This is a genomic window from Bradyrhizobium genosp. SA-4 str. CB756, assembly GCF_000473125.1.
Classification (GTDB): Bacteria; Pseudomonadota; Alphaproteobacteria; order Rhizobiales; family Xanthobacteraceae; genus Bradyrhizobium; species Bradyrhizobium arachidis.
The window spans coordinates 8,072,983-8,087,276 of record NZ_KI421499.1; the positions used below are offsets into that span (position 1 = coordinate 8,072,983).

At 66.0% G+C, this 14,294-nt stretch carries 11 protein-coding genes; 4 read left to right on the forward strand and 7 right to left on the reverse strand.

The genetic code is table 11. From position 1 onward, the window contains the following. Positions 1-43 precede the first annotated feature (43 nt). Together BRAGE_RS0139075 and BRAGE_RS0139080 are read left to right on the forward strand one after the other, a co-directional pair. The gene (locus BRAGE_RS0139075; protein ID WP_027561631.1) at positions 44-1,180 is read left to right on the forward strand and encodes an HlyD family secretion protein; all 1,137 of its coding nucleotides are present in this window, start codon (positions 44-46) and stop codon (positions 1,178-1,180) included. Continuing rightward, positions 1,167-2,795: an MFS transporter gene (locus BRAGE_RS0139080; protein WP_027561630.1), complete on the forward strand. Its 1,629-nt coding sequence runs from the start codon at positions 1,167-1,169 to the stop codon at positions 2,793-2,795. The genes BRAGE_RS0139075 and BRAGE_RS0139080 overlap by 14 nt, the downstream gene beginning before the upstream one ends. Positions 2,796-2,801: 6 nt before the next feature. On the opposite strand, the gene BRAGE_RS0139085 is transcribed toward BRAGE_RS0139080, so the two are convergent. From BRAGE_RS0139085 to BRAGE_RS0139095, 3 genes are all read right to left on the reverse strand, one after another. Continuing rightward, positions 2,802-3,542 (reverse strand): sulfate transporter family protein, encoded by a 741-nt coding sequence (locus BRAGE_RS0139085; protein WP_027561629.1) that lies wholly within the window; start codon positions 3,540-3,542, stop codon positions 2,802-2,804. Between the two features lie 250 nt (positions 3,543-3,792). After that, positions 3,793-4,239, reverse strand: a complete 447-nt coding sequence (nikR, locus tag BRAGE_RS0139090; protein ID WP_027561628.1) for a nickel-responsive transcriptional regulator NikR — start codon at positions 4,237-4,239, stop codon at positions 3,793-3,795. Positions 4,240-4,296: 57 nt separating this feature from the next. After that, positions 4,297-6,756, reverse strand: a complete 2,460-nt coding sequence (locus BRAGE_RS0139095; RefSeq protein WP_027561627.1) for a heavy metal translocating P-type ATPase — start codon at positions 6,754-6,756, stop codon at positions 4,297-4,299. 51 nt (positions 6,757-6,807) lie between these two features. Between BRAGE_RS0139095 and BRAGE_RS0139100 the strand changes: the two genes are divergently transcribed. After that, a complete protein-coding gene (locus tag BRAGE_RS0139100) occupies positions 6,808-7,083 on the forward strand; it encodes a metal-sensitive transcriptional regulator (RefSeq protein ID WP_007598521.1) in 276 nt (91 codons plus the stop codon). Between the two features lie 153 nt (positions 7,084-7,236). Here the strand turns inward: BRAGE_RS0139100 and BRAGE_RS0139105 are convergent, their stop codons facing one another. After that, complete coding sequence (locus BRAGE_RS0139105) at positions 7,237-8,220, reverse strand: YiiX/YebB-like N1pC/P60 family cysteine hydrolase (protein WP_027561626.1); 984 nt, start codon at positions 8,218-8,220, stop codon at positions 7,237-7,239. Positions 8,221-8,412: 192 nt separating this feature from the next. Here BRAGE_RS0139105 and BRAGE_RS0139110 point away from each other — a divergent pair, with 192 nt between their 5' ends. Next, positions 8,413-9,810, forward strand: coding sequence for a flavin monoamine oxidase family protein (locus tag BRAGE_RS0139110; RefSeq protein ID WP_027561625.1), 1,398 nt, complete (start codon positions 8,413-8,415; stop codon positions 9,808-9,810). 176 nt (positions 9,811-9,986) lie between these two features. On the opposite strand, the gene BRAGE_RS0139115 is transcribed toward BRAGE_RS0139110, so the two are convergent. The 3 genes from BRAGE_RS0139115 to pheS are packed head-to-tail and all read right to left on the reverse strand — an operon-like array spanning position 9,987 to position 14,264. Further along, complete coding sequence (locus tag BRAGE_RS0139115) at positions 9,987-10,757, reverse strand: sulfite exporter TauE/SafE family protein (RefSeq protein WP_027561624.1); 771 nt, start codon at positions 10,755-10,757, stop codon at positions 9,987-9,989. A gap of 19 nt (positions 10,758-10,776) precedes the next feature. Next, positions 10,777-13,185: a phenylalanine--tRNA ligase subunit beta gene (gene pheT / locus BRAGE_RS0139120; RefSeq protein ID WP_027561623.1), complete on the reverse strand. Its 2,409-nt coding sequence runs from the start codon at positions 13,183-13,185 to the stop codon at positions 10,777-10,779. Next, on the reverse strand, positions 13,182-14,264 hold the full coding sequence (gene pheS, locus BRAGE_RS0139125; protein WP_027561622.1) for a phenylalanine--tRNA ligase subunit alpha: 1,083 nt from the start codon (positions 14,262-14,264) through the stop codon (positions 13,182-13,184). Before pheS ends, pheT begins: the two co-directional genes overlap by 4 nt. Positions 14,265-14,294 lie beyond the last annotated feature (30 nt).

Here is a 14,294-nt window from a genome sequence, read left to right on the forward strand (position 1 = left end):
GATCGTGAGATTCGCGTGCGGGCAAATGGTTTAGGGTCATGTCGTGAGTCAACAGGAACAGATCGCACCGTCGGCACCTCCCGCCACCCCGACCGCGCCGCCCAAGCCCACGCAGGCTCCAGCCGTCTCGCTCTGGAGCCGGCTCGTGATCCCGCTGTTTGCCGTGATCGTTGCGCTCGCCTTCGTCGCGCTGGCGACGCAGCGCTTCGACGAATGGGTCGGCGATGCCGTGGTCCAGACCACCAATGACGCCTATGTGCGCTCCGATCTGACGCGACTTTCGAGCCGCGTCTCCGGCGAGGTGCTGACCGTTGCGGTGACCGACTTCCAGCGCGTCAAGGCCGGCGACCTCCTGATCCAGATCGATCCCGCCGATTACGAGGCCCAGGTCGCGCAATCCGAGGCCGCGGTCGCCGCTGCGCAGGCCGTGCTCGACAATCTCGCCAACCAGATCGAGCTGCAATATGCGACGATCGCGCAGGCCGAGGCCGCGCGGCTGTCGGCAGAGGCGATCGAGGTCGAGGCAAAGCAGGAGCAGGTGCGCCAGCAATCGCTGTCGCAGACCGAAGCCGGTACGCGGCAACGGCTCGAGCAGGCGGTTGCGGGTCTTGCCAAGGCGCAGGCCGACGTCCGCGCGAGTCGCGCCGTGATCGCGGCCCAGCAGCATCAGCTCGAAGTCTTGCAGGGCACCAAGAAGCAGCGCGCGGCCGATCTCAACGCCACCAAGGCAACGCTGGCCAGCGCGAAGCTGAAGCTTGGATACACCAAGATCACTGCGCCGTTCGACGGCGTCGTCGGCGAGCGCCAGGTGCAGCCCGGCGACTACGTCAACATCGGAACCAACCTCATCAACGTGGTGCCGCTGCCGAAAGTCTACGTGATCGCGAACTACAAGGAGACCCAGCTGACGCATGTTGCGCCGGGCCAGCCGGTCGAGATCACCGTCGACAGCTTTCCGCGCGAGAAATTGCGCGGCAAGGTCGAGCGCATCGCGCCGGCAACGGGCGCGCAGGTCGCGCTGCTGCCGCCGGACAACGCCACGGGCAATTTCACCAAGGTGGTGCAGCGCATTCCCGTCCGCATCCAGTTCGACGACAACCAGCCGCTGCTGGCGCGGCTGGTGCCGGGTATGTCGGTCGTCACAAGCATCGACACGAAGAGCGGCAATGGCAGAAAATGACGATGCCCGCCGCGGACCGATCTCGCTCGGCGGCATCGCGCCCCAGCCGCTGTTTGCCGTGGCGGCGGTGCTGCTCGGCTCGTTCCTCACCAATGTCGACAGCCGCCTGACCACGGTCGGCTTGCCGGATCTGCGCGGCGCGTTCTCGCTCTCATTCGACGAGGGCGCCTGGCTCTCCACCGCCGGCATCGGATCGCAGATCCTGATCGCGCCCGCGGTGCCGTGGCTTGCGACCGTGTTCGGGCTGCGCCGCGTGCTCGGCATCCCGAGCCTGATCTATGCCGTGATCTCGCTGGTCGTTCCCTTCGTGCACGATTTTCAGACGCTGATGGCGCTCAGCGTCGTCCATGGCCTGCTGCTCGGCACTTTCGTGCCGGCGACGCTGATGATCATTTTTCGAAACTTGCCGATGCGCTGGTGGTTGCCGGCGATCGCGCTCTATTCGATCCGCGTCGGCTTTGCGTTTGACACGTCGAGCTCGCTGGTCGGCTTCTATGTCGACCATCTCGGCTGGGAATGGGTTTACTGGCAGAGCGTGATCATCGCGCCGCTGATGGGCCTGATGGTCTATCTGGGCACGCCGAGCGAGCCAGTGAACCGCGCGCTGCTGCGCGAGGCCGATTGGGGCGGCATGCTTTTGCTCGGCACATCGGTTTCGATGATCTATGCCGGCCTCGACCAGGGCAATCGTCTCGATTGGCTCGGCGACGGGACGGTGATGGCGCTGCTCGTTGGCGGAGCCGTGTTGTTTGCGGGCTTCCTGATCAACGAATCGCTGGTGCGCCAGCCCTGGGCCCATGTCGATGTGCTGTTCTCGCGCAACATCGGACTGGGTCTGGTCTTGATCCTGCTTTACACGCTGACCAGCCTCTCCAATTCGTCGCTGGTGCCGAACTTCCTCGGCAATGTCGCTCTGCTAAGGCCGGAGCAGAGCGGCCGGCTGTTGCTCACCTATGGTGCGCTACCGATGTTCGTGCTGGTGCCGATCTCGATCTGGCTGCTGCGGCATTTCGATACGCGCACGGTGGTGGTGGTCGGATTTGCCTGTTTTGCTGCCGCCAATCTCTGGGGGACCCAGCTGACCCACGACTGGGCGCGAGAGGATTTCATCGGCATCGTGCTGCTGCAGTCGATCGGGCAGTCGCTGAGCTTGTTGCCGCTCATCATCACGCTACTGTCCAACGCCGATCCGAGCCGCGCCACGTCCTTTGCGGCCTATATCCAGATCATGCGGCTCGGCGGCGCCGAGATCGGCGTGGCGCTGATGGGAACCTGGCTACGTGTCCGCGAGCAGGTGCATTCCTTCTATATCGGACAGCACGTGCTGAACGGCGACATCGACGTGACGCAGGCACTGAAGCAGCTGACCGATTATTTTGCGGCCCACGGAACGGGTTCGGCGCAGGCACGCGCGATCGGCACGCTCGCAGGCTTCGTGCAGCGCGAGGCCAATGTGCTGGCCTATATCGACGGCTTCTGGCTGTGCTTCTGGCTGGCGATCGCCGGGCTCGGCGTCATCGCGCTGGTCACTCGCGCCCGGCCGGGCCCGTTCACCCCCGAACCGTTCGGCTTTGCCAAGACGGTGCTGCACAAGTGCGGGGTGAAGGTGACCTGATCGAGGTCAGCGCATCTGCCGCGCCGGCTCGACCAGCTCGGGCCGCGAGCCTGACAGGCGCTTGTGCATGTGGACCATGAAGGCCATGCCGAAGATCGGCGTCGCCAGGTTGACGACCGGGATCGAGACGAAGGCGGCGATGAAGAGGCCGGCGGTGAAGATCGTCGCGGCGTTGTCGCGCCGCATCGCCTTGGCCTCCTCGGGCGAGCGGAAGCGCATCGCGGCGAGCTCGAAATATTCGCGGCCCAAAAGCCAGGCGGCGGCGAGGAAGAAGATCAGGAAGCCGGCGCCGGCGAACAGCACCAGCGGCAGGGCGACGAGATACACCAGGATCGTCAGCAGCGCGGTCTTGATGCCTTCAAAGATCGCCTGATTGAACGGCAGCGCCACGCCCGGCCGCTCGGCGGGATAATGCTCGCGCTCGACGATGTCGGCGACGTCGTCGACGAACAGGCTCGCCACCAGCGAGGTGATCGCGGGCATCAGGAACACGCCGCCGAATACAACGCCGAGGCCGGCCGCGATCGAGACGATCCAGGCCAGGACTTCGAGCGACGAATGCCAGCCCGGTCCGAGCAGACCTTCCAGCCAGACCTCGCCCGAGGTCGCAAACCAGCTGAGCAGCCGCTGCAGGCCGATCGCCAGCACGGTGATCAGCACCAGCGCAAGCCCGATCGATCGCCACAGGATCGAGCGCATCGGCGGCGACAGCATTTGCGACAGCGCCTTTGCGGCGGCATCCAGCATAGGGGACCTCTCAGGTAAACACCTCGCGAGAGGTAGACACCGAATGCGGCTTCGGCAAGGGCGGGCGGCTGCGGCCTGTTTCCCCTCCCCACGACCGCAGTATCGTAGGGTGGGCAAAGCGAAGCGTGCCCACCGCTTCTGTTGCCGTGTTGGATTGATGGTGGGCACGGCGCAAGTGCGCCTTTGCCCACCCTACGATTTTGAGCGAGCGGATAGACCTCCTCACCTACACGGGGAGGGAGAGCTACGCCTACTCGTGCCGGTGCCCATGCTTCCGCGCTTTCGCCGGCTTGCCCTCCCCCGTCGGGATCATCATCACGCGACCGTAGCGCACGCCGCGTTCGGCGATGATGTGGTCGGCGAAATGCCTGACCTCGGCGGCGTCGCCGCGCAGCGCGGTCATCTCCATGCAATTGTCGTGGTCGAGATGGACGTGCAGCGTCGCGAGCGCGAGGTCGTGGTGGCCATGGAATTCCTGCACCAGTCGTTTCGACAGATCGCGCGCGGCGTGGTCGTAGACATAGACGAGACCGGCGACGCATTGGCCGGTCTGCGCGGTGTCCTCGGTGCTCTGTTGCAGCCCGGCGCGGGCGAGGTCGCGGATGATCTCGGAGCGGTTCTGATAGCCGCGCGCCTCGGCCGCGGCGTCGATCTCGGCCAGGAGATCGTCCTCGATCGTGATGGTAATTCGCTGCATCAGGTCCTCTCCGCGGGTACCGCCGAATGGACCTGTTCTACACCGATTTCGTGACCATCACAGCCGCGTCGCGCGCAGCCGCAGCGCGTTCCCGACCACGCTGACCGAGGACAGCGCCATCGCCGCCGCGGCGATGATCGGCGAGAGCAGGATGCCGAATGCGGGATAGAGGATGCCGGCGGCGATCGGGATGCCGGCGGCGTTGTAGACGAAGGCGAAGAACAGGTTTTGCCGGATATTGCTCATCGTCGCCTGCGACAGCTTTCGCGCGCGGACGATGCCGGTGAGGTCGCCCTTGAGCAGGGTGACGCCGGCGCTCTCCATCGCCACGTCCGTGCCAGTGCCCATGGCAATGCCGACCTCGGCCGCCGCCAGCGCCGGCGCGTCGTTGACGCCGTCGCCGGCCATCGCGACGCTGCGCCCGGCCTTTTGCAGTTTTGTGACGACCGCGCTCTTCTGGTCCGGCAGCACCTCGGCCTCGACCTCGGCGATGCCGAGCCGGCGCGCCACGGCTTCCGCCGTCGTGCGGTTGTCGCCGGTCAGCATGATCACCTTGATGCCTTCGGCCGCCAGCGCCTTCAGCGCTTCCGGCGTCGAGGCCTTGACCGGATCGGCGATCGCGAACAGGCCGGCGAGCTTGCCGTCGATGGCCATGTTGATCACCGTGGCGCCGTCGCCGCGCAGCCGCTCGGCGTCAGTGTCGAGCCGCTTGGTGTCGATGCCGGTCGACGACAGGTACTTGGCATTGCCGAGCACGACGGTCTTGCCGTCGACCCTGCCGGTTGCACCCTTGCCGGTCGGCGAGTCGAACTGTTCGACCTGGCCGAGGCTGAGCTGCTTCTCCTTCGCCGCGCGCATGATCGCGTCGGCCAGGGGATGTTCGCTGGCACGCTCGACGCTGGCCGCGAGCCGGAGAATGTCGTCTTCCGCGAAGCCGGTCGCGGGCACGATCGCCACGACCTTGGGCTTGCCCTCGGTCAGCGTGCCGGTCTTGTCCACGACCAGCGTGTCGATCTTTTCCATCCGCTCCAGCGCCTCGGCGTTCTTGATCAGCACGCCTGCCTGCGCACCGCGGCCGACGCCGACCATGATAGACATCGGGGTCGCAAGTCCCAGCGCACAGGGGCAGGCGATGATCAGCACGCTGACGGCGGCGACGAGGCCGAAGGCGAGCCGCGGCTCCGGTCCGAACCAGGCCCAGGCCGCGAAGGCGGCGATCGCGACGATGATGACGGTCGGCACGAACCAGCCGGCGACCTGGTCGGCCAGCCGCTGGATCGGCGCGCGCGAGCGCTGCGCGTCGGCGACCATCTGCACGATCTGCGACAGCAGCGTCTCGCGGCCGACCTTGTCGGCGCGCATGATGAAGCTGCCGGATTGATTGAGCGTGCCGGCGATCACCTTGGCGCCCGTCTCCTTGGTCACCGGCATGGATTCGCCCGTCACGAGCGACTCGTCGAGCGAGGAACGCCCCTCCAGGATGACGCCGTCGACCGGCACCTTCTCGCCGGGCCGCACGCGCAAGGAGTCGCCGGCATGGAGCGTGTCGATCTCGACCTCATGCTCATTGCCGTCGGCATCGACGCGCCGCGCCGTCTTTGGCGCGAGCTGGAGCAGCGCCTTGATCGCGCCCGAGGTCGCATCGCGCGCGCGCAGCTCCAGCACCTGGCCGAGCAAAACCAAGACCGTGATGACGGCCGCCGGTTCGAAATAGACGGCTACGGCACCATCATGGCCGCGGAAGGTCGCCGGGAAAATCTGCGGCACGACGGTCGCAACGACGCTGTAGACATAGGCGACGCCCGTGCCCATCGCGATCAGCGTGAACATGTTGAGGTTGCGCGTCACCAGCGACTGCCAGCCGCGGACGAAGAACGGCCAGCCGGCCCACAACACCACGGGCGTGGCGAAGAGGAGCTGGATCCAGTTCGACAGGACAGGATCGATCCAGTTGTGAGGCCCTGCGAGATGGCCGCCCATCTCCAGCACCACGGCCGGCAGCGCCAGCGCGCCGCCGATCCAGAACCGCCGCGTCATGTCGGCGAGCTCCGGATTGGGCCCGGTGTCGAGGCTTGCGACCTCCGGCTCCAGCGCCATGCCGCAGATCGGGCAGCTGCCGGGTCCGACCTGACGGATCTCCGGATGCATCGGGCAAGTGTAGATCGTGCCCGCGGGCATCTCCGGCTCGGGTGCCTTGTCCTTGGCGAGATATTTCGCGGGATCGGCGGCGAACTTGGTGCGGCAGCCGGCCGAGCAGAAATGGAAACTCTGGTCGTGATGTGTGAGGTGGTGTTTTGAAGTCGCGGGATCGACCGTCATGCCGCAGACGGGATCGAGGACCTTTGTCGCGGCGGGACCGTGGTCATGCGCGTGATGATGGCCATGACCGGCATCGCCATTGCCGCCGCAGCAGGATGAGGCTGCGGGCTTCGGAGCGGGCGCAGCGGCTTTGCTGGAACAGCCGCATCCGGAATGCGTTTCCGCGTCGTGATGATGGTTGTGGTTGGCGTCGTTCATTTCCGCACTCCGGCCCTTGTAACCCATACCCGGTAGGGGTATATAGACCTCATGCGCAAAGACATCAAGGCATCCGTCGGAAAACGTCTCGGCCGGATCGAGGGCCAGGTTCGCGGCCTGTCGAAAATGGTCGAGGAGGACCGTTATTGTATCGACATCGTGACGCAGATCTCGGCGGTGCGCGCCGCGCTGCGCCGGGTCGAGGAAGAGGTTTTGAAGGACCACGTCGCCCATTGCGTCGAGCACGCCATCGCCAGCGGCGACAAGGCCGATCAGCGCGAGAAGATCGCGGAGCTGATGGCGGTGATCGGACGGGCAGAGCGGTAGGGCGCTCTCGCCACCGGCGTCGTCCCTGCGAACGCAGGGACCCATAACCCCAGGGTGGAGTTTGGCGAAGACTGGTCGTTCGGTATGTCTACCGCCCGGACGCGATAGATTCCGCGGTATGGGTCCCTGCGTTCGCAGGGAAGAAAGCGGAGCTTATGCCGCAATCTCCCGCGCGCGTCGGCGCCGCCGCGAGCGGTACATCGTCAGCTTCTTCAGCAGCGGGAAATGCCTGGAGACGGTGACACGCCCGGTCGTCTCCGCCGGCTGCGCGCTCACTTCTTCAGCCGGAACTTCAGCCGGCGTCTCTTCGTCAATCGCTTCAGGAACGAGCGGCGGCGCACGGAGCGTTTCTGGAAACACACTGAACGTGCCCGCTACCTCCTCGAGCGGCTTCTGCTTGTCGGCCCAGTGCAGGGCGGTGTAGTCGAACCCGTGCACGATGGTGGGTTTGACGACTTCGAAATAGGGCGAGATGTCGAAGTCGCGGGGCATGTAGAGCGAGGAATCGCGGATGTGCAGGATCTCGCGGCGGGCGGCGCGGCTGCCGGCCTTGGTGATCTTGGGCAGGATCGGGTAGCGCACGGCGTCGAACGCCTGCGCGATCAGTGCCGAGCAGATGATCTTGGTCGGGTCGCCCGATCCGATTGCGATCATGCGCCGCCGCCAGCGCTGCGGTATCGGCAGCGGGAACAGGAAGCGCATCAGATCGACGATGTTCTTGGTGTCGTAGCCGAAGCCGATACGGTTGATCGCATAACGGCAGACCGTGGTGCGGTCCTCGTAGGACAGCCCGACCGGGCGGCAGACGCGGGTGTGATACGGGAAGTATTTTGATAGCGGCGCCGAGGTGACGCCCTCGCCGATATTGGCCTCGATCAGCACATGCGGCTCGCCGTTAGGCTCTTCCGCACCTTCGATCGGGCCGACATAGAGCGCGGCATGCGACCAGGTCGACTGCGTCAGATATTTGATGATGCCGGAGATGCGATTGTTGCCCTCGACCAGCAGCACGTCGCCGGGCTCGACGACGCCGCGCAAGTGCTCCGGGTCGCTCGGAGTGAACGGCTCATAGCCCGGCACCTCCTTCGAGAGGTACGCGGCAATCAGCTTGCCGACTGAGTCCAGAACCGTCCCCATCTTCCACTCCCCCCGCGGCCTTTTCCGGCCACCTTTTTCCCATCTGTATCATGGTCGAAACGTGTTGCAATTCGGTTCATCAGTCTGTGAGATCAAGCACGATTGATTCACCATGATGGTTGCCGCGCAACACCAGATACGGCAAGGTTCGCGGGCTGTTCCCGTTCGCCGCAAGTCCCCGGAAACCATGACATGACAATCACGCGCCGCGGTTTCCTTTCGGCGTCGGCGGCCTTCGCTGCGATGCCGGTCTTGATGCCGGTCTTGCGGGCCACCGCCGCGCCGCTGCCGCGCGAGGCGGACATTGTCGTGATCGGGGCTGGTGCGGCCGGAATCGCTGCGGCGCGACGCATCATGGCGGCCAACCGCAAGGTCGTGGTGGTGGAGGCGGCATCGCAGATCGGCGGCCGCTGCATCACGGATGCCACCACCTTCGACACGCCGTTCGACCGCGGCGCGCGCTGGATGCACAATCCCGAAACCAATCCGATGATCCGCCTTGCGCGCGCCGCCGGGCTCGACGTGGTGCAGGCGCCGGCGGGGCAGAAGATGCGCATCGGCCGCCGCAATGCGCGGGCGGGCGAGACCGAGGAATTTCTGGCGGCGCTGGTGCGCGCCAACCGCGCCATCGACGAAGCCGCGCGCGGCAAGCTCGATACCTCCTGCGCATCCGCGCTGCCGAAGGATCTCGGCGACTGGGCCGGTGCGGCCGAATTCATGCTGGGCGCCAGCTTTGCCGGCAAGGATTTGAAGGAGCTGTCCGCGATCGACAAGGCCCGCGCGCAGGACCGCAACGCTCCGATCGCCTGCCGGCAGGGCCTCGGCACGCTCATCACCAGGCTCGGCGAGCAGGCGCCGGTGGCGCTGTCGACGCCGGCGAGCCGGATCGTCTGGAGCAATCGCGACGTCAGCGTCGAGACGCAAAGCGGCAAGATCGCCGCGCGCGCGGCCATCATCACGGTCTCGACCAACGTGCTGACCTCGGGCGCGATCAAGTTCGGGCCCGATCTTCCCAAGCGGACGCTGGACGCGGCATCAAAACTCTCTCTCGGCAGCTACGATCACATCGTGCTGCAGCTGCCCGGCAACCCGCTCGGACTGTCGCGCGACGACATCCTGATCGAGCAGAGCAACTCAACGCGCACGGCACTGCTGTACGCCAATATCGGCGGCTCCTCGCTGTGCTCGATCGACGTCGGCGGCTCGTTCGGCCGCGATCTCTCCGAGCAGGGCGAGAAGGCGATGGCCGCCTTCGCGAAGGAATGGGTCACGAAGCTGTTCGGCAGCGAGGCCGCGTCCGCCGTGCAGAAGACCACCGCGACGCGCTGGAATGCTTCGCCTTACGTCATGGGTGCGATGTCGGCGGCCTCGCCGGGCGGCCAGCTCTCGCGCAAGGTCCTGGCCGAGCCGGTCGGCTGCATGTTCCTCGCCGGCGAAGCCACCCACGAGACGCTGTGGGGCACCGTCGATGGCGCCTGGGAAAGCGGCGAGCGCGCCGCGGATGCCGCCCTGCGCAAGATCGGCGCGATCAGGGACGAGCAGGAAGTGCCAACGCAGTCGACGAAGAAGCGCAGGGCGCCGCGAGGATAGGGCAATAAGCCGCAACGAACTCCGCTGTCGTCCCGGACAAGCGCAGCGAAGCGGAGCGCCGATCCGGGACCCATAACCACAGGGAGAGGTTTGACGAAGATTCGGAGTTATCAGTTCGCCCCATAACCGCTTCCTGTGGTTATGGGTCCCTGCGGTCGCAGGGACGACAGCGGTGGCTAACGCAAAACCCCGTCAAGCGCGGGCAGTCCGAAAATCACCGCCATCGCGATCAGCCCGTAGCAGATCCCGCGAAACACCTTTTCACTCGCGCGCCCGAACAATGACGCACCAAACGCGACGCCGAGCGCATAGACCGGGCCGACGATCAGCGAGAGCACGAGCGACTCGCGCGAGATCAATCCCGTCGTCGCATAGCTCACCATCGAGAAGAAATCCGACGCGCCGAAAAACAGCACGATATTGGCGCGTGCGACGATCGGCGCGATCGGGCGCCCGAGCCAATAGCCGACGATCGGCGGCCCGCCGGTTTGCGCCAGGCCGCTGCAGAAGCCGGAGAGACCACCGATGCCGACCGAGAGCCAGGCGTGGTCCTTGCCGCAATAGCGCCAGCCCGACAGCAGCAGAAGCAGCAGCGCCGCGACGAAGCAGGAGATGATCCAGCGCGTGGTGACGGGTTCGAGCACGCTGAGGAAATAGGTGCCGACGGGAACGCCGATCAGCGCGCCCAGCACGATCACGGCGGTCGCTCTTCGGTCCGCCTTCCGCCACGCATCCGGCAGCAGCGGCGCGGCGGCGACGAAATCGATCACGAGCAGCAAAGCCGCAACGAGCCGCGGCGCGGCGATGCTACTCGCCAGCGGCATGAAGATCAGCGCCGAGCCGAAGCCGGAGAAGCCGCGGGCGGTGCCGGAAACAAAAGCGACGGCGCAGAGCGCCATCGCAATGGTGAGGCTGACGTCCTTCGGAAGGAAGTCGGCGATACTCATGCCCTGCCATTCCAGAGCATCATGCGCGCAGCGTGCCGCCGGTCTTCTTCGTGACCTCCGCCACGATCTTCGCGGCGACGGCCTCGATCTCCTGATCGGTCAGGGTCTTCTCGCGCGGCTGGAGCGTCACCGCGATCGCGATCGACTTCTTGCCGTCCTCGATGCCCTTGCCCTCATAGACGTCGAAGACGTTGACACCGGTGATCAGCTTCTTGTCGACGCCCTGCGCCGCGCGCACGATGTCGCCGGCTTTCACGGCACGGTCGACGATGAACGCGAAGTCGCGCGACACAGGCTGGAAGGCCGAGAGCTCGATCAACGGCTTGGCGCGGGTCGGCTTCCTCTTGGCCTCGGGGATGCGGTCGAGGATCACCTCGAACACGACAAGCGGGCCGTCGGCGCCAAGCGCCTCGAGCGCGCGCGGGTGCACCTCGCCGAAATAGCCGAGCACGTTCTGCGGGCCGATCTGGATCGTGCCGGAGCGGCCCGGATGCAGCCAGGCCGGTCCACCGGCCACGATCTGAAGCGCCTGCATCGGCGCGCCGGCCGCCGCCAGCACCGCCAGTGCATCGGCTTTCGCGTCGAACACATCGGCCTGCGCCGAGCTTGTCCAGTGCCGTCCGAGACCTTCGGACGAAGCCAGGCCGCGCCGCACGCCGCTCGCAGCCATGAACTGATCCTGCGGGCGATCGCCCTTGAAGACCTGGCCGACCTCGAACAGCGCGACGTCGCCATAACCGCGATCGGCGTTCGCCTGCGCTGCGGAGATGAGTCCCGCCAGCAAGGTCGGGCGCATGTCGGAGAGATCAGACGCGATCGGGTTGGCCACTTCGAGCTCGCGCTGGCCACCGCCGAACAATTTTGCCGCAGTCTTGGTGATGAACGACCACGTCACAGCTTCGACGATGCCGCGGCTCGCCAGTGCGCGCCGGGCGCGGCGAGTGCGGAGCTGCAGCGGGGTCAGCACGGGCTTGCGCGCGTCGTCGCCGCGCTCGAACGGCGTCATCGGCACCTTGTCGACGCCAAAGATGCGGACGATCTCCTCGACGATATCGGCCTTGCCGTGCACGTCGGAGCGCCAGGACGGCACCGCGACCTTCACCACCGGGCCGGGACCCGCCATCATGAAGCCGAGATGGGTCAGGATGCGCTTCATCTCCGGCTGCGGCACCTCGATGCCGGAGAGGCGCTTCACTTCGGTGATCGGGAAATCGATCACGCGGTCGTCGCCGAAGGCCTTGCCGACCACGACGTTCTCGGACGGCGTGCCGCCACACATCTCCATCACGAGCTTGGTCGCAAGCTCCAGACCGGGCACCATGAAGGCCGGATCGACGCCGCGCTCGAAGCGGTAGCGCGCATCGGAATTGATGCCGAGCTTGCGGCCGGTCTGCGCGATGTTGATCTCGTTCCACAGCGCCGATTCGATCAGCACGTCGGTCGTGTTCTCGTCGCAGCCCGAGGCTTCGCCGCCCATGATGCCGGCGAGCGATTCGACGCCGTGCTCATCCGCGATCACGCAAATCGAAGGATCGAGATTGTAGGTGCGGCCGTCGAGCGCCAGCAGCGCCTCGCCGTCGCGGGCGCGGCGCACCACGAGATTGCCTCTCACCTTCTTGGCGTCGAACACGTGCAGCGGACGCGCGCGGTCGTAGGTCATGAAGTTGGTGATGTCGACCAGTGCGTTGATCGGACGCAGCCCGATCGCGGTCAGCCGCTTCTGCAGCCATTCCGGCGACGGCCCGTTCTTGACTCCGCGCACGAGGCGCAGCGCGAAGCCCGGGCAGAGCGTCGCGTCCTCGACCGTGACCTTCACGGGACACGGAAATTCGCCCTTGATCGGCTTGATCGTCGGGTCCTTGAATTTGCCCATGTCGGCAGCGGCAAGATCGCGCGCGATGCCGTGCACGCCGGTGCAGTCCTGCCGGTTTGGCGTCAGGTTGATCTCGACCACGGGATCGGCGAGCGCGGCCCATTCGGCGTAGCCAGCACCAACAGGCGCGTCCGCCGGCAATTCCATGATGCCGTCATGGTCGTTGGATATCTGCAATTCCGCCGCCGAGCACAGCATGCCGCGGCTCTCGACGCCTCGGATAGTGCCGACGCCGAGCGTGATGTCCTTGCCGGGAATGTAGGTCCCGGGCGGGGAGAACACGCTGACAAGCCCCGCGCGCGCATTCGGCGCGCCGCACACGACCTGCACGGGCGCGCCACCGTCACCGGTGTCGACCATGCAGACGCGCAGCCGGTCGGCGTTCGGATGCTGCTCGGCCGAGATCACCTTCGCGATGGTGAAGGGCTTGAGCGCCTTCGCCTTGTCCTCGATGTTCTCGACCTCAAGCCCGATCATGGTGAGCTTGTCGGCGAGCTTTTCCAAGGGCTCGTCGGTGTCGAGATGATCCTTCAGCCAGGAGAGGGTGAATTTCACGAGCTCAGCCCTCCGGCAAGCGTTGGCACTTCCAGCGGCTTGAAGCCGTAGTGGGACAGCCAGCGGACGTCGCTGTCGAACAGCTGGCGGAGATCGGCGATGCCGTATTTCAGCATGGCGATGCGGTCGATGCCCATGCCCCAGGCAAAACCCTGGTACTCGTCGGGATCGATGCCGCAGGCGCGCAGCACGTTCGGATGCACCATGCCGCAGCCGAGAATCTCGAGCCAGTCCTCGCCTTCGCCGAAGCGAATCTCGCCCTTGTCGCGGCGGCACTGGATGTCGACTTCCAGCGACGGCTCGGTGAACGGGAAGAACGAGGGGCGGAAGCGCATGTTGATGTGGTCGACCTCGAAGAACGCCTTGCAGAACTCGTGCAGGATCCATTTGAGGTGGCCGAGATGCGAGTGCTTGTCGATGACGAGGCCTTCGACCTGGTGGAATTGCGGCGTGTGGGTCGCATCCGAATCGATGCGATAGGTGCGGCCCGGGCAGATCACGCGGATCGGCGGCTTCTGGGTCAGCATGGTGCGCACCTGCACCGGCGAGGTGTGGGTCCGCAGCAGCATGCGCGAGCCGTCCTCCTTCGGATGGAAGAAGAAGGTGTCGTGCATCTCGCGGGCGGGATGGCCGACCGGAAAATTCAGTTTTGTGAAGTTGTAGTCGTCGGTCTCGATATCGGGACCTTCGGCGACCGAGAAGCCCATGTCGGCGAAGATCGTGGTGAGCTCGTCCCAGACCTGGCTCAGCGGATGGATGCGGCCGGCCTCGGCCGGCGGATCGCGCAGCGGCAGGGTGACGTCGATGGTTTCGGAGGCGAGCCGCGCATCGAGCGCGGCCGACTTCAAGACGTCGCGCCGGGCTGTGAGCGCCTCGGTGACCTTGTCCTTGGCCTGGTTGATCGCGGCGCCCTGCGTCTTGCGCTCGTCCGGCGACATCTTGCCGAGCGTGGCCAGCAGCGCGGAGATCGAGCCCTTCTTGCCGAGCGCGGCGACGCGCACCGCTTCGAGCGCGGCTTCGTCGCCGGCTGCGGCGATCTGGTCGAGGATGGATGTTTCGAGCGTTGCGAGGTCGGACACTGTCAAATCCTTGCTGCAAAAATTCGGCTG

What these genes read in the sequence shown, in the direction of transcription:
- BRAGE_RS0139080 (WP_027561630.1), top strand. Translation starts at nt 1,167, where the DNA reads ATGGCAGAAAATGACGATGCCCGCCGCGGACCGATCTCGCTCGGCGGC.
- BRAGE_RS0139085 (WP_027561629.1), bottom strand. Translation starts at nt 3,542, where the DNA reads ATGCTGGATGCCGCCGCAAAGGCGCTGTCGCAAATGCTGTCGCCGCCG.
- nikR (WP_027561628.1), bottom strand. Translation starts at nt 4,239, where the DNA reads ATGCAGCGAATTACCATCACGATCGAGGACGATCTCCTGGCCGAGATC.
- BRAGE_RS0139095 (WP_027561627.1), bottom strand. Translation starts at nt 6,756, where the DNA reads ATGAACGACGCCAACCACAACCATCATCACGACGCGGAAACGCATTCC.
- BRAGE_RS0139100 (WP_007598521.1), top strand. Translation starts at nt 6,808, where the DNA reads ATGCGCAAAGACATCAAGGCATCCGTCGGAAAACGTCTCGGCCGGATC.
- BRAGE_RS0139105 (WP_027561626.1), bottom strand. Translation starts at nt 8,220, where the DNA reads ATGGGGACGGTTCTGGACTCAGTCGGCAAGCTGATTGCCGCGTACCTC.
- BRAGE_RS0139110 (WP_027561625.1), top strand. Translation starts at nt 8,413, where the DNA reads ATGACAATCACGCGCCGCGGTTTCCTTTCGGCGTCGGCGGCCTTCGCT.
- BRAGE_RS0139115 (WP_027561624.1), bottom strand. Translation starts at nt 10,757, where the DNA reads ATGAGTATCGCCGACTTCCTTCCGAAGGACGTCAGCCTCACCATTGCG.